The 21453-nt window shown below is 60.6% G+C and carries 23 protein-coding genes; 7 read left to right on the forward strand and 16 right to left on the reverse strand.

What is annotated here, in order from left to right; translation table 11 throughout:
* Positions 1 to 30: 30 nt before the first annotated feature.
* Together HMPREF3169_RS01910 and HMPREF3169_RS01915 are read right to left on the reverse strand one after the other, a co-directional pair.
* Positions 31 to 981, reverse strand: coding sequence for a DUF559 domain-containing protein (locus HMPREF3169_RS01910; RefSeq protein ID WP_070455539.1), 951 nt, complete (start codon positions 979 to 981; stop codon positions 31 to 33).
* Between the two features lie 402 nt (positions 982 to 1383).
* Positions 1384 to 2559 (reverse strand): acyl-CoA dehydrogenase family protein, encoded by a 1176-nt coding sequence (locus HMPREF3169_RS01915; protein WP_070432380.1) that lies wholly within the window; start codon positions 2557 to 2559, stop codon positions 1384 to 1386.
* Between the two features lie 94 nt (positions 2560 to 2653).
* On the opposite strand from HMPREF3169_RS01915, the gene HMPREF3169_RS01920 reads away from it, so the two are divergent.
* On the forward strand, positions 2654 to 3211 hold the full coding sequence (locus tag HMPREF3169_RS01920; protein WP_070455540.1) for a TetR/AcrR family transcriptional regulator: 558 nt from the start codon (positions 2654 to 2656) through the stop codon (positions 3209 to 3211).
* 3 nt (positions 3212 to 3214) lie between these two features.
* Here the strand turns inward: HMPREF3169_RS01920 and HMPREF3169_RS01925 are convergent, their stop codons facing one another.
* The gene (locus HMPREF3169_RS01925) at positions 3215 to 4276 is read right to left on the reverse strand and encodes a hypothetical protein (protein WP_061920853.1); all 1062 of its coding nucleotides are present in this window, start codon (positions 4274 to 4276) and stop codon (positions 3215 to 3217) included.
* Positions 4269 to 4766 (reverse strand): RNA polymerase sigma factor, encoded by a 498-nt coding sequence (locus tag HMPREF3169_RS01930; protein ID WP_070455541.1) that lies wholly within the window; start codon positions 4764 to 4766, stop codon positions 4269 to 4271. Before HMPREF3169_RS01930 ends, HMPREF3169_RS01925 begins: the two co-directional genes overlap by 8 nt.
* A 251-nt stretch (positions 4767 to 5017) precedes the next feature.
* Here HMPREF3169_RS01930 and HMPREF3169_RS01935 point away from each other — a divergent pair, with 251 nt between their 5' ends.
* Positions 5018 to 6064, forward strand: coding sequence for a ribonuclease HI (locus HMPREF3169_RS01935; protein ID WP_062035736.1), 1047 nt, complete (start codon positions 5018 to 5020; stop codon positions 6062 to 6064).
* Between the two features lie 573 nt (positions 6065 to 6637).
* Here the strand turns inward: HMPREF3169_RS01935 and HMPREF3169_RS01940 are convergent.
* The 7 genes from HMPREF3169_RS01940 to HMPREF3169_RS01970 form a co-directional block, all read right to left on the reverse strand.
* Positions 6638 to 7030, reverse strand: coding sequence for a hypothetical protein (locus HMPREF3169_RS01940; RefSeq protein WP_062035737.1), 393 nt, complete (start codon positions 7028 to 7030; stop codon positions 6638 to 6640).
* Positions 7031 to 7132: 102 nt separating this feature from the next.
* Positions 7133 to 8371 carry a galactokinase gene (gene galK, locus HMPREF3169_RS01945; protein WP_070455542.1) on the reverse strand — a complete coding sequence of 413 codons (1239 nt, stop codon included), beginning with the start codon at positions 8369 to 8371 and terminating at the stop codon, positions 7133 to 7135.
* On the reverse strand, positions 8364 to 9455 hold the full coding sequence (galT, locus tag HMPREF3169_RS01950; protein WP_061920794.1) for a galactose-1-phosphate uridylyltransferase: 1092 nt from the start codon (positions 9453 to 9455) through the stop codon (positions 8364 to 8366). Before galT ends, galK begins: the two co-directional genes overlap by 8 nt.
* Positions 9455 to 9736, reverse strand: a complete 282-nt coding sequence (locus HMPREF3169_RS01955; RefSeq protein ID WP_061920792.1) for an LPXTG cell wall anchor domain-containing protein — start codon at positions 9734 to 9736, stop codon at positions 9455 to 9457. Before HMPREF3169_RS01955 ends, galT begins: the two co-directional genes overlap by 1 nt.
* Positions 9737 to 9749: 13 nt before the next feature.
* Positions 9750 to 11405 (reverse strand): sodium:solute symporter family protein, encoded by a 1656-nt coding sequence (locus tag HMPREF3169_RS01960; RefSeq protein ID WP_070455543.1) that lies wholly within the window; start codon positions 11403 to 11405, stop codon positions 9750 to 9752.
* 17 nt (positions 11406 to 11422) lie between these two features.
* Positions 11423 to 12271 (reverse strand): aldose epimerase family protein, encoded by an 849-nt coding sequence (locus HMPREF3169_RS01965; protein WP_070455544.1) that lies wholly within the window; start codon positions 12269 to 12271, stop codon positions 11423 to 11425.
* 104 nt (positions 12272 to 12375) lie between these two features.
* Positions 12376 to 12852, reverse strand: coding sequence for a YdcF family protein (locus tag HMPREF3169_RS01970; protein WP_070455545.1), 477 nt, complete (start codon positions 12850 to 12852; stop codon positions 12376 to 12378).
* A gap of 31 nt (positions 12853 to 12883) precedes the next feature.
* Here HMPREF3169_RS01970 and HMPREF3169_RS01975 point away from each other — a divergent pair, with 31 nt between their 5' ends.
* Positions 12884 to 13861 carry a LacI family DNA-binding transcriptional regulator gene (locus HMPREF3169_RS01975; protein ID WP_070455546.1) on the forward strand — a complete coding sequence of 326 codons (978 nt, stop codon included), beginning with the start codon at positions 12884 to 12886 and terminating at the stop codon, positions 13859 to 13861.
* A 23-nt stretch (positions 13862 to 13884) separates the two neighbouring features.
* Here the strand turns inward: HMPREF3169_RS01975 and purE are convergent, their stop codons facing one another.
* Positions 13885 to 14385 carry a 5-(carboxyamino)imidazole ribonucleotide mutase gene (gene purE, locus HMPREF3169_RS01980; RefSeq protein ID WP_061920781.1) on the reverse strand — a complete coding sequence of 167 codons (501 nt, stop codon included), beginning with the start codon at positions 14383 to 14385 and terminating at the stop codon, positions 13885 to 13887.
* Positions 14386 to 14463: 78 nt separating this feature from the next.
* On the reverse strand, positions 14464 to 15744 hold the full coding sequence (locus tag HMPREF3169_RS01985) for a 5-(carboxyamino)imidazole ribonucleotide synthase (protein ID WP_070455547.1): 1281 nt from the start codon (positions 15742 to 15744) through the stop codon (positions 14464 to 14466).
* On the opposite strand from HMPREF3169_RS01985, the gene budA reads away from it, so the two are divergent.
* Positions 15730 to 16449: an acetolactate decarboxylase gene (budA, locus tag HMPREF3169_RS01990; RefSeq protein ID WP_070432374.1), complete on the forward strand. Its 720-nt coding sequence runs from the start codon at positions 15730 to 15732 to the stop codon at positions 16447 to 16449. The two genes, HMPREF3169_RS01985 and budA, sit on opposite strands and share 15 nt — an antisense overlap.
* Positions 16450 to 16507: 58 nt before the next feature.
* On the opposite strand, the gene HMPREF3169_RS01995 is transcribed toward budA, so the two are convergent.
* Positions 16508 to 16948, reverse strand: coding sequence for a hypothetical protein (locus tag HMPREF3169_RS01995; protein ID WP_061920775.1), 441 nt, complete (start codon positions 16946 to 16948; stop codon positions 16508 to 16510).
* 45 nt (positions 16949 to 16993) lie between these two features.
* Here HMPREF3169_RS01995 and HMPREF3169_RS13495 point away from each other — a divergent pair, with 45 nt between their 5' ends.
* Complete coding sequence (locus HMPREF3169_RS13495; RefSeq protein WP_256381211.1) at positions 16994 to 17128, forward strand: hypothetical protein; 135 nt, start codon at positions 16994 to 16996, stop codon at positions 17126 to 17128.
* 110 nt (positions 17129 to 17238) lie between these two features.
* On the opposite strand, the gene HMPREF3169_RS02000 is transcribed toward HMPREF3169_RS13495, so the two are convergent.
* Together HMPREF3169_RS02000 and HMPREF3169_RS02005 are read right to left on the reverse strand one after the other, a co-directional pair.
* Positions 17239 to 18099 (reverse strand): biotin--[acetyl-CoA-carboxylase] ligase, encoded by an 861-nt coding sequence (locus HMPREF3169_RS02000; protein WP_070455548.1) that lies wholly within the window; start codon positions 18097 to 18099, stop codon positions 17239 to 17241.
* Between the two features lie 53 nt (positions 18100 to 18152).
* On the reverse strand, positions 18153 to 18773 hold the full coding sequence (locus HMPREF3169_RS02005; RefSeq protein WP_070455573.1) for a hypothetical protein: 621 nt from the start codon (positions 18771 to 18773) through the stop codon (positions 18153 to 18155).
* A 47-nt stretch (positions 18774 to 18820) separates the two neighbouring features.
* Between HMPREF3169_RS02005 and HMPREF3169_RS02010 the strand changes: the two genes are divergently transcribed.
* Positions 18821 to 19813, forward strand: a complete 993-nt coding sequence (locus tag HMPREF3169_RS02010; protein ID WP_070455549.1) for an ABC transporter ATP-binding protein — start codon at positions 18821 to 18823, stop codon at positions 19811 to 19813.
* 174 nt (positions 19814 to 19987) lie between these two features.
* Positions 19988 to 21271: an ABC transporter substrate-binding protein gene (locus HMPREF3169_RS02015; protein ID WP_070455550.1), complete on the forward strand. Its 1284-nt coding sequence runs from the start codon at positions 19988 to 19990 to the stop codon at positions 21269 to 21271.
* Positions 21272 to 21453: the final 182 nt, after the last annotated feature.

Below are 21453 nucleotides of genomic sequence, written 5' to 3' on the forward strand. Positions count from 1 at the left end.
TTACGGGGTAAAGGGACCACCTAGCGGGTTTTAGCCGGCCTTCTTACTCGTAAAGGGACCAGTAGACTGGGACCATCCTCGCTGTTGGGCAGCTTCCAGCGCCTGGCGCACCTCCCGCACGACACGGGCTCTCTCCGTGAGTAGCTCCCGTGGGCTGTATCGCAGCACGATGAAGCCACGGTTCTGAATCAGCTTCTCGCGTCGTCGCTCCTCCACGATTGTTTGCTCGGCACTCTTGCCAAACGACGAGCCGTCGTATTTGACGGCACCGTCGATCTCGATCACGACGGCGTCGTCAATGCATGTGTCTGCGCGGAAGTTCGGCGGAATGAAGTACTGCGCAACCACCTTCTCTCCCAGCTTCTCCGCGATGGCGATGCCTCGAAAGTAGGACTCGAAAGGCGATTCCGAATGCGCGATGGCGTGCTCAATCGCCTTCCGCGCCTGCGGGGCACCGTGCACGCGACCCATGGCGATCAGCGTGCGGCGCAGCTCGTCCTTCGTGGTGAGTTCCTTCGCGAGCGCCGAATCCATGGCAACGAGTCCCTCTTCGAAGGAATGGTGCCTTGCGATGTCGATGCACGCTCGTGCCACAGTTGTGCAACGGGTGCCGAGCTGCTTGGAAATCATGTTGTCTGGCAGGTGCGTCTTGCGGTATTCGTAATCGGCTGGAATCTTCGTCTTTACTGGCAGAGATTTGGACTGCCTGGCCATTTCAATCTTTTCGTCGAAAGGCGGGAGGACCCAAAGGCCCCATAGCCTGGCTGCTGACTTTCCTATCATGATGGCTTTGTGCACGCTTTTGCCCGCGGCAATCACTTTGAGGCGCTGGCGTTCGTAAGTGGGTAATTGCTCGAAGTAATCCCGCGGGGTTGCGACCCAGGGCGCTATTCGCAGAAGCTCGCCATTGGCTATTTGCTCCCACACGTGGTGATCGTTGGACAGTGGACGTAAGTGAATGAGTCGTTGTGTTTGAGTCATACAACAATGTTCGCCAAGCGCGTGCGCCCGTGTCTAGAGTCAATTTTTTGCCTGTGGATAACTCTGTATTTGTGCAGATAGAAGCAGTGTTCCCTAGGGGGAGTTGGCGCTTTCGAGGCCGTCTGCCGGCTGGTGCCTCAGCGGCTGGCCTCTTACTGGCGAATGGGCGGTTTCAGCTGCCGCGATTTGGTCCTCCTCTAGCGGTCCCATTGGTTGGGTAGTTTTACGAGAACCGACTCCCGCGCAATGGCTCCTAAGGGTTTCTTTACCCCCTAAAGAAACCCAACCAATGGGACCAAACCCGGTAAGGGGTGGAGCGAGCGCCAAGCGAGGTGCGAGAGCGCCAAGCGAGGTGCGAGAGCGCTAGGCGGCACGCATGCCAAGCGGGGCGCGGGCAGGCTGCTACTTGTAGGCCGAGAAACCCGTAATGACCTTGCCCATGATGAGGCTCTGCACGGTGTCGGTTCCCTCATAGGTGTGCATGGCCTCGATGTCGGCAAAGTGGCGCGCGATGTCGTTTTCTAGCAGGATGCCCACGCCGCCGAGCATGTCGCGGGCGTCGGAAGCAATGCGTCGCGCAGCGCGGGTGTTGTGCAGCTTCGCCGCGGAAGCCTGCGGCGGGGTGAGCGTGCCGGCCTCCTCGCGGGCGGCAACCTCGCGGCAGGTCAGCATCATCTGGTTGAGGTCCAGCACCATGTTGGCCAAGCGCTGCTGGATGATCTGCGCTTTTGCCAGCTCACGGCCGAACTGGACGCGCTCCATGACGTAGTTGCGCGCGGTTTCATAGCAAGCCACGGCCGAGCCCAACGCCATCCACGAGACGCCGATGCGCGTTGCAGTCAGCACGCGGGAGACGTCCTTAAACGTTTGGCAGCCGGGCAACCGGTTGGAGGCAGGAATGCGGCAATCCTCCAAGACGATGTGCGCCTGGTGGATAGCGCGCAGTGACAGCTTGCCGGTAATCACCGTGGCCGAGTAGCCCGGCGCGTCCTGCGGAACGATGAAGCCACCCACGTTTCCGTCCTCCATACGGGCGTAAATCACGGTCACGCCACCGGAAGCACCGTTGCCGATCCATTTCTTTTCGCCGTTGAGAACCCAGGAATCGCCGTCGCGGACCGCGGTGGTCTCCAGTGCAATGGAGTCAGAACCGTGCAACGGTTCCGTCAGACCAAACGCGCCGAGCAGCGAACACGACGCCATCGCTGGCAGGTAGCGGGAGCGCTGTTCCTCCGAGCCAAGCATCGCGATGGAGCGCATAGCCAGGCCGGCCTGCACGGCAACGACAGTGCCCATCGAGGCGTCGGCACGCGTGACCTCCATGAGCGCCAAACCCGCGCCGAGTGAGGTCATGGACTCGTGGCCAGGAACGTCAAGGCCGTCCGTCATGAGGTCGAGCTCGCCTAAGCGGCGCACAAGTTCGAGGGGGTATTCGCTTTTCTCCCAATGCTCATTGATAACCGGAAGGCAATCTTCACGAAACGAGCGAGCACGTGCCCAGACCTCGGCGTCTTGGGCACTGATGCCGTCGAACGCGCCGAGAAAGTCAGTTGTAGAATCAAAGAGATTATTGGACATTGCGGGCCTCCGAAACGAATCACTATTAGTCTGCTATTGTGATACACGCCTCACCGCCTGTCAAGAGAACGTACCCAGCGAAAGGCACACCACCATGGCTAACCAGAAGCGCCGCGACCAAATCGCCACCGCCGCCCTTGACCTCTTTGACCAGCGCGGCTTCCACGGCACCGGCATGGAAGACATCGCAAAGGCAGTGGGCATGCGGGCATCGAGCCTCTACAACCACTACAAGTCCAAGCAAGAGCTGCTCGCCGAGGTCACCGTCTCCGCCATGGAGGAACTCCTTCGTGCCAACGCCGCGGCGCTCGCCGGGGTCACGGGTTCCGAGGAAAAAATCCTCGCCACGATGCGCGCACACGTCATCTTCCACGCCACCCACGCCAAGCGCGTCCGCGTGGTCAACAACGAGCTCAACAACCTCGAAGACCCCCACAAGTCCGTGGTCCTGCAGCTGCGCCGCGACTATGTGGCGCGTTGGATGAACGTCGTCGACGAGGGCAGCTTCCAAGCCGAGAACCTCAAGATTGCCTGCTGGGCGCTCATCGACATGGGCATCGGCGTGGCCACGTGGTTTAGCCCCGATGGCCCGTACACCGCCGAGGAGCTCGGTGACATGTACGGGCAGTTCACGCTCCGCCAGCTGACCTAGCCGCTACGCGCAGCCGATCTCCTCGACCTCTTCGTGGTCCGGGTAGATGACACGGATGCGCGAGTACACCTTGGCGTTGTAGCCACACGCTTCACGCTTGTCGACGACCACCCGCACCGGCGTCTGCTTAAACTTGCCCTCCGCACAGAAGGGGTCGCAGTCGTTTTCCACGGCCGTACCCTCAGCCGTGGCCTCATCGGCGCCCCAGTTGGACCACTTGAGGTCATTGACCAGGTAGTTGTTATCACCGCAGGCCAGCGAAATGCTGTCGGGGCCTTCCAGGCCGGTGACGGACACGCAGCCCAAGATGGCTGTGGCCTCCACGGTGGTGGTCACGTTGGGGCCGACCAGACCGACCACGCGGACCAGCTGACCGGTTGCTGGAAGGATGGAGAAGCTGATGTGGTCAGCGTCGCGAATGACGCTGATGAGTCCGTCCTCCCCCACGCCGTCGTCGGAGCCCTGCGAGGTCGAAGCCAGGTCGTTGCCGTCGGTGGCGGCCAGGATGTCGTAGACAATCTTCTGCTGCTCGCTGCTCAAACCCGGCTGCAGCAGCAGCTGCAGCGCGCCGAGGGCGCGGTTGGGGAAACGATCCGCAAGAGCTTCTAGCCCAGCGCGGTCGGTGGCCGCCATGAGGTCTTCTGCGGGGATGGCCGGCTGCGGGTCGAACCCTGGCAGCTCGCCTTGGGAGGAGATGTTCACGGTGCCGTCGACGCCCACCGAATACTCGGTCGTGACAGTAGACGAGCCATCGGTGTCCACGCGCTTGAGGTACTCCTTTGAGGTCACGCCCTTGTCCGCGGCGTCGGGCTGCGCGGCGGCAGCCGCGCCCGCGTGCGTGAGCACCTCCGCCACGGCGACCGGCTCGCTGCGGTTCACAAACGGGATGACCCCGCCGACCAAAGCTAAGACACCGACGCCCGCGGCCACGGCCGTCCACGGCGTGCGTGACCCCGAATCGACGATGCCGCTGAGGACCGCCTCGGAGCGGGTAAGGGCGGCGTCGTCAAGCGCAGCGTCTGGCACCGGATTTGCGGCGCGCAATTGGGAAAGCGGATCAGTCATCGTGGCCTCCGGTGAGCTCGGAAAGGTGGGTGCGGGCGCGGTGCAGGCGCACGCGGACGTTGTTAGGGGTGATGCCGAGGACCTCGGCGATCTCGGCCTGCGTGAGCTCCTCCCAGGCGAAGAGAGTGAGGATCTCGCGCTCGGCATAAGGAAGCTGCAGCAGGGCGCGGTTGATGTCGAGGGACAAGTCAACGGCGGCGGATTCGTCGGAAAGGGCGCCGTCGAAGTCGTCGAGGTTTTCGAACTCTCGGCGCGAGCGATAGAACTCGCGCATCACGTTGCGGGCGATGCCATAGAGCCATGGCAGCGGGTTCTCCCCTGTCAGGGTGTCGAAGTTGGCCCAGGCGCGCGCGAAGACGTCGGCAGCCAGCTCCTCAGCGTACTCCTGCGGCACGCGACGCCGTAAGAACGCCAAGACGGCAGGATAATGCGCGCGAAAATGCCGGGAGAACTCCCGCTTTCGCGCGCCGGGCAAGGTTAAGACGGACAAATAAAACTCCACGAGCCTGCTGGAACATACTTCACATAGAGTATGTTGCAGCAGGCTCGGAATTATTACAGACTAGTGCGCGACTTTTTCTTTAACCGGAATCAGCACTGTCTTGACCAGAGAGGCGGCCATGCCTGCAGCGTCGACGTCGGTCTGCTGACTCGCGAGGATCAGCATTAGCAGGCCGACCGCTAGCGCCGGGTTGAGTCCGAGCAGCTTGGTGTCGGGCGCAGATGGTTTACTAGTAGACGATGGAACCGCTCGAACTCAGCGCGCTCACCGGCACGCAGTCCCGTACGTATGGCACCCGGAAGATCACCGACTCTATGGTGAACGCACCGGTCCATGTGGCGATCGCACTGTGGGACGAGCGCTGGGACTCGGCGCCGGGCGGCACTGTTGATGGCTGGGTCATCGCAGTAAACACCAGGCAGACGCGCTTCATACGCAAGGGCCAGACCAAGAGCGGCGACGTGGTGGAGATTGCCATCCGCGAATTCGAGAAGGCCACGAAGAACCTGAAGGGCCGAGTCTGGATTGTCACGGGGCGCCGGCAAAATGCGCTGCGGTCGGCGCTGGAACGGCGCGGTTATACGGTGACGGGTAGCTTTGCGGAGGAAAATAGGGCGTCGAAAAGCGCGAGCTCTGTGCGCCGCAAAGAAGCGGGCCTGACCGCGCGTAAGGCCAAGAAGTTGGGCGAGGCGCCGCGGAAGAAAGAGTCCACGCAGGTAGAGACCCCGAAGGCACATTGGTGGCCAAACTTCTCGCAGGCGTCATCATGGCCGGAGGGCGCCACGGTGCGCATTGCTACCGACGCCTCCTCCGACACCGTGTTCAAGGGCTCCATGTGCTTCGTGGCGGGCAATGGCGACTACCGGCTGCGCACCCGCGAGACTAAGGCGGGTACTGACGAGCTCGAGCTGGAGTCGCTGACCTTAGCGCTGAAGTACCTGCTCAAGGTGGGTGCAAAGAAAGCGATTATTGAAAGCGACTCGGTCGCGGCGCTCGAAGCAGTGGAGCAGTTACGCAATAAGCAGTCGAAGGCGGTGCGCTCGCGGCGGACGTGGCGCGGCGTAACGTCAGGTGCGCGGTCGCGTTTCCAGCAGGCCTGGAACGACGTCGAGGGCGAATGCGAGGTGGAAATCCGCCGCGTGCTTGGCCATGCGGGCGATCCGCTCAACCGCGCGGCGGACCAGATTGCGTACATGGGGCTGCGTGCGATTGCGCATCCGATGAAGCAGTCGCGGGCCACGCTGCAGGAGGGCATCACCAAGGCGCTGGCCAAGCTTCAGGCTTAGCCGCCAAAAGATGATCAGGCAGGCAAACGCCACCGCCCACAGCCAACGGCGTTCGTGCAGCTTATCGCGATAGATGACGGACATTAACAGGTACCACGCCGACGGGATAATAAAGAAGAGACTGGTTCCTGGGGCCGCGCTAAAGCCAGTAAATCCGATTAAAAGGAAAACGCTGACAGGCCAGCTTTCCACCAAGAAAATAGGTAAAACTTGCCATCCGCCTCTGTTGACTCTGGCTCGTTAGCTTCGGTTTGAGCTGGTACGGCTTCGCTTGGCTCGTCTACTGGCGCTGGTTGGAAAGACTGCGTTTGCGGGGCTGTTTTCGACGCTTTCGTGTTGGTCCCCCTCTACGGGTTTCCCTCTAATGGTCCCTTTACGAGAAGCGTTGGCGACGAATACGGCCCATTGGGTTTCATTACCCCCTAAAGAAACCCAACCAATGGGAGCCAACCAATGGGACCAGTCTGGGACGTGCGGAAACCTCAGAAGGCGAGGGTCAGAGTGAAGGCCAGAGCGGAAGCCAGGCCGCGCGGGGCCGCGGAGGTCAGAGCGGAGGCCAGGCCGCGCGGGGCGCTAGTGACCGCCGTTTCCGCCGGACGCGAAGGTGAAGGTATCGGTCTCACCGGAATCGCAGGTCACGGTGTAGGTGTGGTAGCCGTCGGCAGGACCGGGGCCGATGTTGTCCGGCGCGGTTACGTAGCCCACCAGTTGGCCAAGGTCAGCTGCCGGCGACATCACCGTCGTCGCACCCCACGACGTGGTCAGGTTCGCGCGAGTGCCCGGGCAGTTTGCCGCGATAAGCAGCTCCTGGCCCGGCCCCAGCTGACCGTCAACAGTACTGGTCAGCTGGGTGCCAGCGGTGGTCTTCGCATCCTCGCTGAACGGGTTGAAGCCGGTAGCAACTGCAGCGCCACCACCAGCCAAAATAGCGCAAGCGGCGGTAGCAGCAACGAGGGTCTTTTTCATGATGACTCCTTAACTAGGAAGTTGATGTTCACCTAGTTAGTTGCACTACCGCCGCGTTTATTACAGGCGACCAGAAAGGTTTTCCAGCCGCCAGTAGGAGGCTTAACCGGCGATTCGGCGCGCGCCGTCGCCAGGGCTGGCCACAAGGAAGGTCGGCGCCGGGAAGCCGCGCTCAGCCGCGGCAGCAGCGATTGCCTCCGCCGTCGACTCCACATCGGCACGCTTGACCAGCACAATCACCGCGCCACCGAAACCGCCCCCAGTCATACGCGCGCCCACCTCACCGGCCGCCACGAACGCGCAGTCCAGCTCCGGCGTGGTGACCTCGTACTGGTCGCGCAGCGAGATGTGGCTATCGCGCATGAGCTCCCGGAAACGGTCAAGGTTGCCGGCCTCCAAGTCGGAGGCAGCTTCCAAGGTGCGGGCGGTCTCCTCCACGACGTGGGCGACGCGGCGCTTAACGACGCCTTCATCCTCTCCAACTTCCCTTGCCCACCGGGTGGCATCCGCAACGGCATCGGGAATATCGCGGATAGTTCCGCCGCGGGCCTCAGAGCCCGCCAATGCAGACTGAACCGCATCGATGACGCCGCGGCGGGAAGCGTACTGGCCGTCGTTCAAAGAGTGAGGGGCGTTGGTGTCCGCAATCAGCAGCACCATGTCGCGCTCAGCAATGTTGAACGGCACGCGGCGCACCTCACCCGTGGAGAAGTCCAAGACGAGCGCTTTGCCCTTCTCCCCGAAGAGGCTCGCGTTCTGGTCCAAGCCACCCGTCGAGGCGCCCACGACTTCGTTCTCCGCGCGCATGCAGGCGAGAACCAGGCGGGTGCGGGCGGCGTCGTCAGGCGCGTGGCCTGTCGAAAGCTCGTAGGCCGCCACCGCCACCGAACACTCCAACGCCGCGGAGCTGGAGAGACCGGAGCCAACCGGAACGTCAGAGACAATCGCGATGTCGAGGCCCTCGCAGGAGGCTATGACGCCGTCCTCGAGGCTCGCCCACACGGAGCCGGCGACGTAGCCCGCCCAGGCATCCGGGGTACCGTTGGCCCAACCCGGGCCAACCTCATCCAGAAAAACGTCCACGCGGCGGACTTGGCCGCCAAACTCCGAGGCGATGCGCACGAGCCCATCCGAACGCGGAGCCACGGCCACGGCCGTGTTCTGCTCCAGCGCGAAAGGAATCGAGGCGCCGCCGGCATAATCGACGTGCTCGCCGATGAGGTTCACGCGGCCCGGCGCGGCCCACACACCAGCCGGTGCAGCGTCGAAGTTGGAGCGGAAGAGTGCGGTCGCGGCGTCGGCAAGCGCGGCGTCGGAGCGAGTGGAAATCCAGTTAAGCATCCCAGACCTCCTTGAAACGGGCGGCGATGCGCTCCGGGGTCGTGTCATTGATCCACACTGCCTGCGCGGACTCCGAGCCGGCGAGGTACTTCATGCGGTTCGGCGAGCGCATCAGCGAAAACAGCTGCAGGTGCATGCGCACGTCCCCGCGCAGCGTAGGGTCGGCCGGCGCGAGGTTCCAACCAGCGATGTACGGGGTCTTTTCCACGCCGTCGAAGAAACGGTCCACAGCGGTATACAGCTTCTTGAGCAGGGCGGCGAGGTCGTCGCGCTGCGCGCTGGAAAGCTCGGTGAAATCAGCCGCGTACTCGTTTGGCATGACCATGGCCTCCAGCGGCCACTTCGCGGCAGCTGGGACGAACGCGGTGAAGTGCTCGGTCTCGGCAATGATGCGCGTTCCCGCCTCGCGTTCCTTGTCCAAGATGTCCTGGAAAAGATCGCCCTCGTAGGCCTGGGAGCTGGCCACGATAGCCTGCATGCGCGGCGAGAGGAACGGGTAGGAATAGATCTGACCGTGTGGGTGCTGCAGGGTCACGCCGATTTCGGCGCCGCGGTTTTCAAAAGGGAAAACCTGGGCCACCTCAGGCAGCGCAGACAGCGCAGAGGTGCGGTGTGCCCACGCCTCGATCACGGTGCGGATGCGGCTGACCGGGAGATCCTTGAAGCTCAGCTCCGGGTCAGAAGTAAAGCAGACCACCTCGCAGCGCGCCTTGGCAGGCTTGCGCGGGACCAGGCCCATCTCGTCTACGTCTTCCTCGTAATCCTCCATGCCCATGGCAAAGGACGGGAAGCGGTTTTCGAAGACAACGACGTCATAAGAAGGCGAGGGAATCTCCGTAGGCAGCTGGCCCGGCAGCGTTGGGGCGAGCGGGTTCTCGTTGGCTGGCGGCATGAACGTGCGGTTCATGCGGTGAGCGGCAAAAGCCACCCAGTCACCAGTGAGCGGATCGCGGCGCATCTCTGAGGCCGGAGTGACCTGCGGCAGATCGCGGCTGTCTTCTAGGACGCGATCGGTGTGTGGGGTGTCGTCGAAGTAGATGATTTCGCGGCCGTCGGCAAGCGTCGCCTTGGTGATCTCTACCATTACTTGGCCTCCGTCAGCTTCGACTCGTCGATCTTGGAAGGGTCAACGATGATGGGGCGCAGCTTAGCCCACAGCATGAAACCTGCTGCTACGGCTGCCATGGCGATGCCCGCCCAGAGGTTGTCGGAAGAATCCTTCGCCATACCGGTTTCCGGGTTTACGCCTGGGTCGAGGGCAAAGGAGCAGATGATAAGCACGATGCCGTAGAGGCCAAGCAGGGCACCGATAACGTTGCGGAGATCGAAAGCGCCTGCATGCTGAGGAGAAGTCTTTTGAGTCATGATGGTTGCTCCTTTAGGCAAAGATGACGTTCAGGCCGATTGCAATGACCAAACAGATGACGCCGAGCGGAACGGTCTGCTTGTACCACGGAAGGTTCTTCTCGGTGTAATCCTCGAAGTGGTCCTTCGGCGTAACGGAAGAAACAAAGCCCACGAGCTCCTCGTCCGGCTTCGGCTGAGTAAACATGGTGACGATGATGGAGACGATGATATCTACCGTAAATGCCACGCCGGCGGCCACGAATGCGGTGCCCTGGCCTGGCAGGTTGAAGATGGAAGCCGTTGCGTCAGTAAAGGTTGCGATGTACCAGAAGGTAATTGCAGATGCGGTACCTGCAACGAGGCCGGACCAACCTGCGTGCGGGGTCATGCGCTTCCAGAACATGCCCAGGATGAAGGTGGCGAACAGCGGAGCGTTGAAGAAGCCGAACAGCGTCTGCAGGTAGTCCATGACGTTGCCGAAGTTCTGGGCCAAAAGTGCGGTAAAGACGGCCACGCCGGTGGCGACGACGGTCGCGATGCGGCCGAACTTCAGGTAGTAGCCATCCTCGCGCTCCTTAACCACGTAGGTCTGCCAAATGTCATAAGAGATAACGGTGTTAAAGGCCGAGATGTTGGCGGCCATTCCGGCCATGAAGGAAGCGAGCAGGCCCGCAATTGCGACGCCCAAAAGGCCGTTCGGGAGCAGGTCGCGCATCAGCAGCAGGATGGCGTCGTTTGGCTTGGCGGTCTCTTCCATCAAGTCAGCGACGGAGACGGAGGCAACCATGCCCGGGATAACCACGAGGAAGGGCACGAACATCTTCGGGAAAGCACCAATGATTGGCGTCTTGCGCGCTGCAGAGATCGACTCCGATGCCATGGCGCGCTGGACCTCGACAAAGTTGGTGGTCCAGTAACCGAAGGAAAGGACGAAGCCTAGGCCCAGGACGATGCCGATGACGGACCAGACCGGATTCTCGAAGCCGGATATATCAGTGCCCGGCCAGGTGTGGAAGTGGGAATCGTTCGCCACGGAATCCTTCAGCCCCTGCCAGCCGCCGACGCGGTTCAGGCCGATAATCGTCAGCGGTGCCAGCGCAGCGATGATGACGAAGAACTGCAGCACCTCGTTGTAGATGGCAGCGGACAAGCCGCCCAGGGTGATGTAGGACAGGACGATGATGCCGGCAACAACGAGCGCGACCCACATAGGCCAGCCCAGCAGAGCCTCGACGATGGTGGCCAGCAGGTACAGGTTCACGCCTGCGATAAGCAGCTGGGCTACGGCGAAAGAAATGGCATTGACCAGGTGCGCCGCGCTACCGAAGCGCTTGCGCATGAACTCTGGCACGGAACGCACCTTGGAGCCGTAGTAGAACGGCATCATCACGATGCCCAGGAACACCATGGCCGGGATAGCGCCGATCCAGAAATAGTGCATGGTCTGGAAGCCATACTCCACGCCGTTCGCGGACATACCGATGATCTCCACCGCGCCCAAGTTCGCCGAAACGAATGCCAGGCCGGTCACCCATGCGGGCAGTCCGCGGCCGGAGAGGAAGAAGTCGATGGAGGAGGAAACGCGGGCTTTGGCAGCCCAGCCGATTCCCAGGACGAAGAGGAAGTACAAGGCAACGAGCAGGTAGTCCACCCAGGTTGCGTCGAGTCTCAATACTGAAGGTTCCATGTGGAGAGCTTTCTTTACTAGATTGCGCTCAAGCGGAGCTCGTAGGCAATCGGTTGATGTGCGTTAATTTCGGCAAGGTCGATGCCACTGCGCAGTGCGTTCGGTGGAGCGCTCATGGGTTCCACTGCGAGTGCACGGCCGCGGCCGGGGTAGTTGTCCGGGGTATACATCTGTACCCAGTCAAGGCCCGGCCCCATTGCAAGGCGAACGCCTTTGCCTGCGGAAACGTAATCCGCCGTGAGGGGCCCCTGTCCGCGGAAGCAATCATCCCAAGCCACGTCAGCGATACGCTGCTGCTTGACGACGACGCTTTCCACCACGCCCGTGGGCAAGTTCCGGGTATCAAGAAGGTGGTGTTCGGTGACGCCGAGACTAAGAATTGAGGCGTCGGCAGCCGCGCCGCGGGCAGAAAGATAGGTATGAAGGCCAAACGCGAAGGGGCAATCCTGCTCCGCGCGGGCCTCAAAGCGGGCGTGAAGCCCAGTTTGATCGAGGCTGTAAGTGGCGGTGAGCTGAATGGGCCACGGCCAAGGGGCCTCGATCTGGGTGGTGAGCTGAACTTGGTTCACGCAGTAGCGCTTTAATTCCCAAGCCTTGTCGCATACAAAGCCATGGATGGCGTTGTTGCGCTCAGGCTCGTTGACGGGCAGACAGTAAACGCTCCCCCGCCAGTTAAAACGACCATCTGCAGTGCGGTTAGGCCACGGGGCAAGAACTACGCCGGCGCACATGGGCGGGAGATCCTGATAAGTCTCCACCAGCGGCTCGCCGACGAAGGTCAGCGATTTAATACCGCCGCCGAAGCTGGCAATTTCCGCCTCGTATGCGCCATGCGCTATCCGGTAAGTAGGTGCCTGACTGGTCATAACCTAAGGCCTTCCTTTTCCGTGTGTAACTCACTACGTGGCTTAGGTTAAGACGCTGCTCAAACGCTAGTCAAACGTTTGCATAAACTTGCATAATGAATTTGCTAACGTCCAAAAGCGCTGATGACTGGTAATAAACGGCGCCACATAATCCGTGCCGCGGAGTGCGGAGTGGCAAGGACCTCACGCAAATAGTTTTCTGGTTTTAGCGCCCATGGCGTGAAAGCAGGATGCACGCGAATCGGGATTCCGAGGTGCCACGACCACAGCTTGGTACGCAGTGCATGGAAATCACTGGTGACTACATCGAAGTAAGGCGGCTTGCTCATCGCATAGGCATTTTCGAGGTTCTCATTAGTGCTCGTGGCACGTGGCTCGACGATTATCTTCTCGCGCGGGACTCCCCTGCCCACCAAATACTCGGCCATGACTTCGGCCTCGCCATAACCGGAGACGATGATGTCTTGTCCCCTCCAAATACGAAATGCGTGCTCGAGCCTGCGCTCAAGCATGGGGCCAGGCACTCCGCCTTGCACGCGGGCTCCAAGGACCAAAATGGGGACTAAGCTAGGGCCGAACATAGTGCAAAAGCCTAATTGAGAAAGGACTTCCGTGGCCACACCGACTTTGAAGGACCTCGCCGCGGCCACGGGGGTTTCCATCTCCACCGTCTCCCGCGCGCTGGCCAATCACCCTGCGATTTCTCCGGCGACCACGCAAAAGGTCAAGGCTGCGGCCGAGCAACTGGGCTATCGCCCAAATGCGCAGGCACGCGCGCTGCGCGGTTCACGCTCCGATGCTATCGGCGTGGTGATTCCGAACCTGGCGGATCCTTATTTCGCACTCATTGCTGCCGCGATTGAGGCCGAGGCCGAGCGCGTTGGCATCGCCGCCATCATGACCACCTGCTCTGAGTCACCTAAGCACTTAGCCAAAGCACTCGACGCACTGACATGGCGGCAGGTAGACGGCATCATCACCGTCCCGGTTGAAGGCGCCGAAGCAGCGCTAAAAGACGCCGCGAAATCCCGGCCGCTGCTGCTCATCGACCGCGAGCTGCCGCCCTTCCCTGCCGTTGCCTCAGACCCGCGCCCGGGCATGTTCGCGGCATTAACGCAGCTGCGTCAAAAGGGTCACCGCGTGGTCGGCTATATTCCAGGCCCGCAGCAAACTTCTACGGGCAGGCAGCGGCTGAAAGTCTTCCGCGGTGCAAGCAGCGAGTTTTCCACGCATTATGCACAAGGCGGCTTCCGCCGCAAGGACGGCTACGTGGGAGCACTAGAGCTCTTTGAAAAGGGCGTTACCGCCATCGTGGCGGGTGATTCCATGATGACGGCTGGTGCGCTGGCCGCCTGCTATAACGCCGGCAAGGCCATCAGTGAAGACATCGCGTTGGTGGGCTACGACGACTTAAATCTCTTCCGCCTGCAACCGGTGCCGATCTCGGTGGTGGACCAGGACATGGCGGCGCTGGGCCGGCTAGCAGTCCAGCACCTGACCAAGGCGATTACGCATAACACAACACCGACCGGGGTAAAGATTCCTACCTCTTATATCCCCCGCGTTTCCACCGCCCGGCAGTTCTCCTAAGGGCGGTAGCTCCAGGAAATCGCCTATTCCCCCAGCAGCTGGGCGCGCAGGTTTGCGTCCTTCTTCTCCACCTCGGCGGCCATATTTTCTTGGTACTGCGCCATCTTCTCGGTTAGTTCGGGTTCCCCTGCGCCGAGGATACGAACGGCAAGAAGGCCCGCGTTCTTAGCGCCGCCGATAGACACGGTCGCCACCGGCACGCCACCGGGCATCTGCACGATGGACAGCAAAGAGTCCAGGCCATCCAAGTCCTTCAGCGCGCGCGGAATGCCGATGACCGGAAGCGGAGTCGCCGCAGCAACCATGCCCGGCAGGTGCGCAGCACCGCCGGCGCAGGCGATGATGGCCTTCAGGCCACGCTTATGCGCGTCCTTGGCATAAGAGAGCATCTTTTCTGGAGTGCGGTGTGCACTGACGACGCCCACCTCGAAAGGCACGCCGAACTCCGCCAAGACTTCGGCAGCAGGTTTTACGGTAGGCCAATCTGAATCAGAGCCCATGATGAGGCCAACGAGCGGTTCCATATCTTCTCCTAGGTGGTTGTTACTGGGGGCAGCAAGAAGGTTGCGGGAATCTGCGGAACAATTATGCAGGCAGAGCTTTTAGAGCCAGGCCGCGTGCACGAGGAAGTGCGCAGCGTCTGCCGCGATGTGGCGGGTTTGCTCGACGTCCTCACCCACGACGTTGACGTGGCCAATCTTACGGCCGGCGCGGTGATCCTTGCCATAAAGGTGAATCTTGGCCTGCGGGTAACGCTCCATCACGGCACGTACGCGTTGCGGCATTGGCATTTCTGGATCTTCCGGGCCACCAAGGACGTTAGCCATGACGGTTACGGGAGCAAGCGCTGTGGTCTCACCGAGCGGCAGATCCAAGACTGCGCGTAGGTGCTGCTCGAACTGAGAGGTAACGGAACCGTCCTGGGTCCAGTGCCCCGTGTTGTGCGGACGCATCGCGAGCTCATTTACAGCAATATCTTCTACTGCCCCATCGCTTGGGAAACCAGCAGCGGAGGCTGCGGCAGCCGAGGCCGCGCTACCCCAGTTGTCCACTTCAGCGACGGAGTAAGCAAAGAGTTCAACTGCCAGCACGCCTGTCACTCCTAGCTGGGTGGCCACTAGCTCGCCGACCTCGGCGGCGCGCTGCGCCAGCTCTGGGCTCAGGCCCGGCGCGGGTGCGAAGGCCTCGGCGCAGATTCCATCACGCTGCACGGATTGGGTAATCGGCCAAGCCTTCACCTCACCGGAAGGACGGCGGGCGACTAGAACCGAGAGCTCGCGGGTGAGGTTAACCTTCTCCTCTACCATCAAAGGCGTGCCGGCTTCCAGAAGCTCAGCGACCAGGGAATCCAGCTCCTCTGCAGCGGGGAACCACACGCCGTGGCCGTCGTATCCACCGCGACGCGCCTTCAAGCAAACGCGGCCTTCTACAAGCTCGGCAAAATTACGCGCATCCTCAACAGAGGCGATTTGTGCAAAACGCGGAACCGGTGCGCCCAGCTCCGCCAGCTTTTGGCGCATAAAGAGTTTGTCCTGGGCATACAGGAGCGCGGAAGGCTGCGGCTGGACGTTATAGCCGGCGTCGATAAGCGCTTGCACGTGCTCGGTGGGCACGTGCTCGTGCTCGAAGGTCAGCGCATCGGCATCTTTGGCTGCAGAAACCAGCGTCTCGTAGGCATGGTAATCACCCAAGACCACGTCTGGAATGACCTGCGCTGCGGACTGCTCCTGCGAGGAGGCAAGAATGCGCAGGTGGATGTCGAGCTCGGCGGCAGCCGGCTGCATCATGCGTGCGAGCTGGCCGTCGCCATAAACGGTAACGATGGGCTTTGCTGTATGACTCACCCATCCAATACTAGCCTTAACCTTATGATCGTCAGGCATACCATCTTCCAGAACTCCCTCCTGGCCGCTCTGTTGGACGGCATTTATGACGGCGAAATGACCATTGGTGAGCTGCTCGGCAAGGGCAACTTTGGCATCGGTACCTTCGATGCGCTCGACGGCGAAATGTTGATTCTCGACGGCATCTGTTACCAGCTGCGCGGCGACGGAACTGCCACCATCGCGGACCTGGACCAGGGAACGCCCTTTGCGGTGGCCACCAATTTCGTACCCCGCATCAAAGTGCAAGCACCGCGCGGAATGCGCCGCGAAGAGCTTTCGGCCTTCGTCGATGAAGTCGAGCCTTCCGCCAACTACATGTACGCGGTGCGGATAACGGGGCGCTTCGAGTCAGTGCGCACGCGCACCGTGGTCAAACAGTCCAAGCCCTACCCGCCCATGGCGCAGGCGGTGGGCGGCGATAAGGAGCTGTACTTTGAAAACGTCGAGGGCATCATCGGTGGTTTCCGCACCCCAGTGTTTGAAAAGGGAATCTCGGTGCCAGGCTGCCACGTTCACTTTATCGACGCCGCGCGTTGCTCCGGCGGGCACGTACTGGACTACGTCGTCGACGAAGCCACCATCGAGCTCTGCCCCGGCACGGATCTTGAAATGCGGCTGCCGCTTACCCAGGAATTCAAGCAAGCCAACCTCGCCCCGGCTGACCTTGACCAACAGCTGCATACAACCGAAGTCAAGAAGTAGGATTCACGGCGAGATCCGCAAATAGCCGGCTGCAACCGCCGTTTAAAGCAACGGCCGCTTAAAATAGTGGAGCCTCGTTGAGAATTTCTTCTACGCGTTTGGCCCTGGGGATGGAAGAGAAATACATTGGCCGCTCATAACCGTGGATGGCCAGCGAGATCCCACCGCGGCGCCGCCTAGCACCGCGAATATCCTGCAGCGGGATGGAATCAATGTGCCCTCCCTCGCGGGCGATAACGCGCAGGTTAGTAACGATGAAGCGGCGCCGGCGCGCGCGGTACAGCGGCATACCGAAACGCCACAGCGATAGCAGCGCCCAGATTAAAACGATGCCGTTACGCAGGTTTCTATCTAGGCCGTGGACATCCGCCCAGCCGATGCCCATCCATGCCACGCCGGTAATGAGGATGAGCTCAAGGAAAGGAAAGATCAGCGCGCGAAACGGCGCTGTCATATCCACGCGGACTACTTCGCCGCGCCCCATCTTCATCAGTCCCATAGGGGTGCATGATACCCGCCGGAGACGGCGAAGGACTTCAGCAACGTGGCCTATTCCGCGGCTGAAATCACCAACGGCGATTCCTACACCGTCACCATCGGCGGCACTGTCGCTGAGGCGATTGCCGGTGAGGTCTCCCAGGGAATAGGCGGCGGTCCGATGAGCGGACAGTGCCCCTAAATAGACGCAATTTGCCAAATAGGAATGCCTACCACGCTCTGCGGCGGGCCCTATTTGGCAAATTGTGCTTTAAAGCGCCCCGCCACTCCACTCAGCGCAGCAACGAGTCACTACTGCACGGGACGCAGGTGGGTGACATCACCTGCCGAGTAATATTCGCCGCCGACGTTGATGCGGCCGTCGTCGCCAATGCCCTCGACGACACCCACGACGTCGCCAGTCGGCGCTTCAAGGCGAACTTCCTGGCCGATCGATGAGCACACCGCACGGTAATCCGCCATGAGCTGTGGGTCTTGGTTCTCCCACTGGGTGATGCGACGACGCAGATTCTTGAGCAGGGCAATCGCCAATTTCGTGCGATCCGTATCGCGACCTTCCAGCATGAGCGAGGTGGCCTTTTCGATAGGCAGCTGCTCTCGAGTAAGCGTGACGTTCAGGCCCATGCCCACAACCACGCGCGCGGAAGGCGCAGGCGCGGCCTGCGTTTTCGGGGCGACCTCAGCCTTATTGACTTCAGCCTTGTTTACTTCCGCCTTGTTTACCTCAGCCTTGCTGACTTCGATCTTGGGCGCGGACTTGAAGGCGGCACCCACGGGGCCAGCCTCGGCAAGGATGCCGCAGAGCTTATTGCCATTGATGTGAACGTCGTTCGGCCACTTCAGAACGGAGCCCTCGACGGTGTCGGTGACGGCCAGGCCCGATGCCAGTGGCAGGGTGCCTAGGTGCTCGAGAGAATCCGGAAGGATAAGAACAGAAAAAATAAGCTGCGAACCGGCAGGGCTTACCCAGGTCCGACCTAACCGGCCCTTGCCGGAAAACTGCTCGTTGGTCAGCAACACCGTGCCATCGGCAACGTTTTCAGCCTTCATAAGATCGGTGTTGGTTGAGCCGGTCTGCTCAACATATTCAACTAGAGCAAAGTCATCCGCCAGCGCGGTACGAATGCATTCAATATCAAGTGCTGCTGTCATGCCCTATGAGAGTACTCGACTATGCCGCATGCAGTTTACACGCAGCACAAAGGCTAGAACCAGTTTGGCTTATGCAGGATTTCCTGCGCGGACCTTTCATCCAAGCAGCTAGTCAAGACTGCCTGCGGCAGCGCCTTTTCCACCTGTTCCGGGGAGATGGTTATGCCGCGGTTGCCCGGCAGCCATTCCACGGTGTCAACAATGAGCTTGTCGTAGATAAAACGCTTATCCCCCGTCAGCGAGCGGCCATCGCCTTCCATGACGACGGTGTAGCGAATTTCAGGATCCACCCATTCACAAACCCACTGGCCATATTCAGTGACCTCAGAATCGGAGATGTTAAGCCCCGCGGCAGTAAGACTGTCCTTCATAAGGGCGCGATCGAAGTGGCCGTTTTCTTCCAAATAGCCGCGCGCAGCGTTGGCGTCAGCCTGCTCACCGAAGATCTTTTTGAAAGTGGTATCGCGCGGTGCGGGTGTCGCAGAGCTGGAAGGCTTTTCCGATTCTTTCGTCGGCTCGCTACTCGGCGCGGCAGAAGTTTGATCGGATTCGGAAGAAGTCTGGGATGCGGCGACGGTGGTCATTGGTGCGGCAACGTCCTCAGAAGCAGCGCCGGAGCAGCTGGCTAAGGGGAGAACAAAAAGGGGGACAAAGAGAGGAATAAGCTTTTTCATGGCGCCAACCAGCATATGTGATTTAGCGGGGGTGCTAGTGTAGGCGCATGGCAAAGGTCACTTTTGAAAAGGTCAACATCACCTACCCCAACGCCGCAGCCCCCACGGTCAAAGACCTTGACCTGGAAATCGCAGACAGCGAATTCTTGGTGTTGGTCGGCCCCTCAGGCTGCGGAAAGTCCACGACGCTTCGTTCGCTTGCAGGTTTGGAGCCGACCTCGAGTGGCCGCATCTTGATCGACGATAAAGACGTCACCGGTTTGGAACCTGGCGATCGCGATATCGCAATGGTCTTCCAGAACTACGCCCTTTATCCGCACCTCACCGTGGCTGAGAACATGGGTTTCGCGCTAAAGCTGGCGAAGATGCCAAAGGATGAGATTAAGAAGAAGGTAGAAGAAGCTGCCGATATCTTGGGCCTTAGCGAGTACCTGGACCGCAAACCGAAGGATCTTTCCGGTGGTCAGCGCCAGCGCGTGGCCATGGGCCGTGCCATCGTGCGTAATCCAAAGGTCTTTTTGATGGATGAGCCTTTGTCCAACCTTGACGCCAAGCTGCGTGTGCAGACCCGTTCGGAGCTAGCCAGCCTGCAGCAACGCCTCGGCACCACCACGGTTTATGTCACGCACGACCAAGTTGAAGCGATGACCATGGGTGATCGCGTTGCTGTGCTCAAAGATGGCGTCCTGCAGCAGGTGGCGTCCCCGCGTGAGCTTTACGACGCCCCGGTCAACGAATTCGTCGCCGGCTTCATCGGATCGCCTGCGATGAATATCTTTGACTACGACGGTGGCCGCATCGGTATTCGCCCAGAAGACATGCGCATCATCGACGGCCCGGTCGGCATCCCCGGCACCGTCGACATCGTCGAGGAACTCGGCGCCGAGTCCTTCGTCTATATCAATGTGGGCGAGAAGCGCTTCGTGGCCCGCGCTGACAAGGGCCGCACTCCACAGCGCGGCGAGGAAGTCCTTCTCTCCTTTGATGCGAAAAATGCACACCATTTCGACCCCGAAACGGGCGAACGCATCGAGCGCTAATCCAAACTGCAAAGAGTTGTTGGGGGTACTCGCCACCCCCAACTTTTCCTTTTCTGCAGGCCTTTTGCAGGAAGGCTCATTTCTACCTAGTGAATTAGGTCAAAAATTCCACGAAGTGTGGACACTGTAACTTATTTTTAAGGCACAAGAAGTTTTCCGAAAGGTTTATTGCCCATGAAGAAGTCCGTACTTCGCTCTCAACTTCGTACCGTCCAGAAGGGCGCCGTCGTAACCACCGCTGCTCTCGCGCTGGCTCTGGCAGGCTGCTCCTCCAACGAAGGCTCATCCGATTCCGCCGCACAGGGCTCCGTAGACGGTGCCGACGGCCGCGGCCCTATCACCTTCGCGATGGGTAAGAATGACACTGACAAGATCCAGCCGATCATTGAAAAGTGGAACAAGGAGCACCCAGAAGAAAAAGTCACCTTGAAGGAGCTGGCCGGTGAGGCTGACGCACAGCGCGACACCTTGGTTCAGTCCCTGCAGGCAGGCAACTCTGACTACGACGTCATGGCACTCGACGTCGTCTGGACCGCAGAGTTCGCAGCCAACCAGTGGCTCGCGCCGCTGACCGATGACCTTGAGGTTGATACCGATGGTTTGCTGGATTCCACCATTGAGTCTGCAACCTACAACGACACCCTCTACGCACTGCCGCAGAACACCAACGGCCAGCTGCTGTTCCGTAACACCGACTTGGCAGACAAAGCTCCGGAGAAGTTCGCTGATCTGAAGTCCGCGTGTGAGGCGCTCAAGAAGGACACCTCCTGCCTGACCACCCAGCTCAAGCAGTACGAGGGACTGACCGTTAACACCGCCGGCTTCATGGAGGGCTGGGGCGGCTCCGTTCTTTCTGATGATGGCGCTCCTTCCGTGGATTCCGCAGAGTCCAAGGCCGGCCTGCAGGCGCTTGTCGACGCTTATAAGGACGGCGTCATCTCCAAGGACTCCACCGCCGCCACCGAGGAGGAGACCAATCTGGCCTTCACCGAGGGCAAGTCTGCTTTCGCAATCAACTGGCCTTATATGTACACCAACGCTGAAGATGCGGGCGTGAAGTTCGAAGTCCAGCCGCTGGTGGGCAAGGACGGCGTCGGTGGTTCCACCCTGGGTGGCTACAACAACGGCATCAACATCAACTCTGAGAAGAAGGCCACCGCGCTGGACTTCATGAAGTTCATCATCAACGAGGAAAACCAGAAGTCCTTCGCTGAGGCTTCCTTCCCGCCGGTTCTGGCTTCCGTCTACGATGACCCAGCCCTCATTGAGCAGTTCCCGTACCTGCCAGCTCTCAAGGAATCCCTCGAGAACGCAGCGCCGCGTCCGGTTTCCCCGTTCTACACCGCTATTTCCAAGGCCGTGCAGGATAACGCTTATGCAGCTTTGACCGCTGACAAGTCCGTGGACGATGCAACCAAGGACATGAAGGCCGCCATCGAGGCTGCTTCCCAGGGATAAATTTTAAGCTCCTTGCAGCTCCTTTCTTCTTGTAGGAAGGCTCAAGAAGGAGGTGCCATGCGGGGCGTGGGTGAGCTTGTGTGCTCGCGCACGCCCCGCATTGTCTTTGATGTCAGGCACACCAGTTAGACTCTTACCCAACCAGTTAATCTCCAGCAGAAAGGCGTCCCCAGCGTGGCAGT

Origin of the sequence: Corynebacterium sp. HMSC08C04 (assembly GCF_001807495.1) — a bacterium.
Taxonomy (GTDB): Bacteria; Actinomycetota; Actinomycetes; order Mycobacteriales; family Mycobacteriaceae; genus Corynebacterium; species Corynebacterium simulans.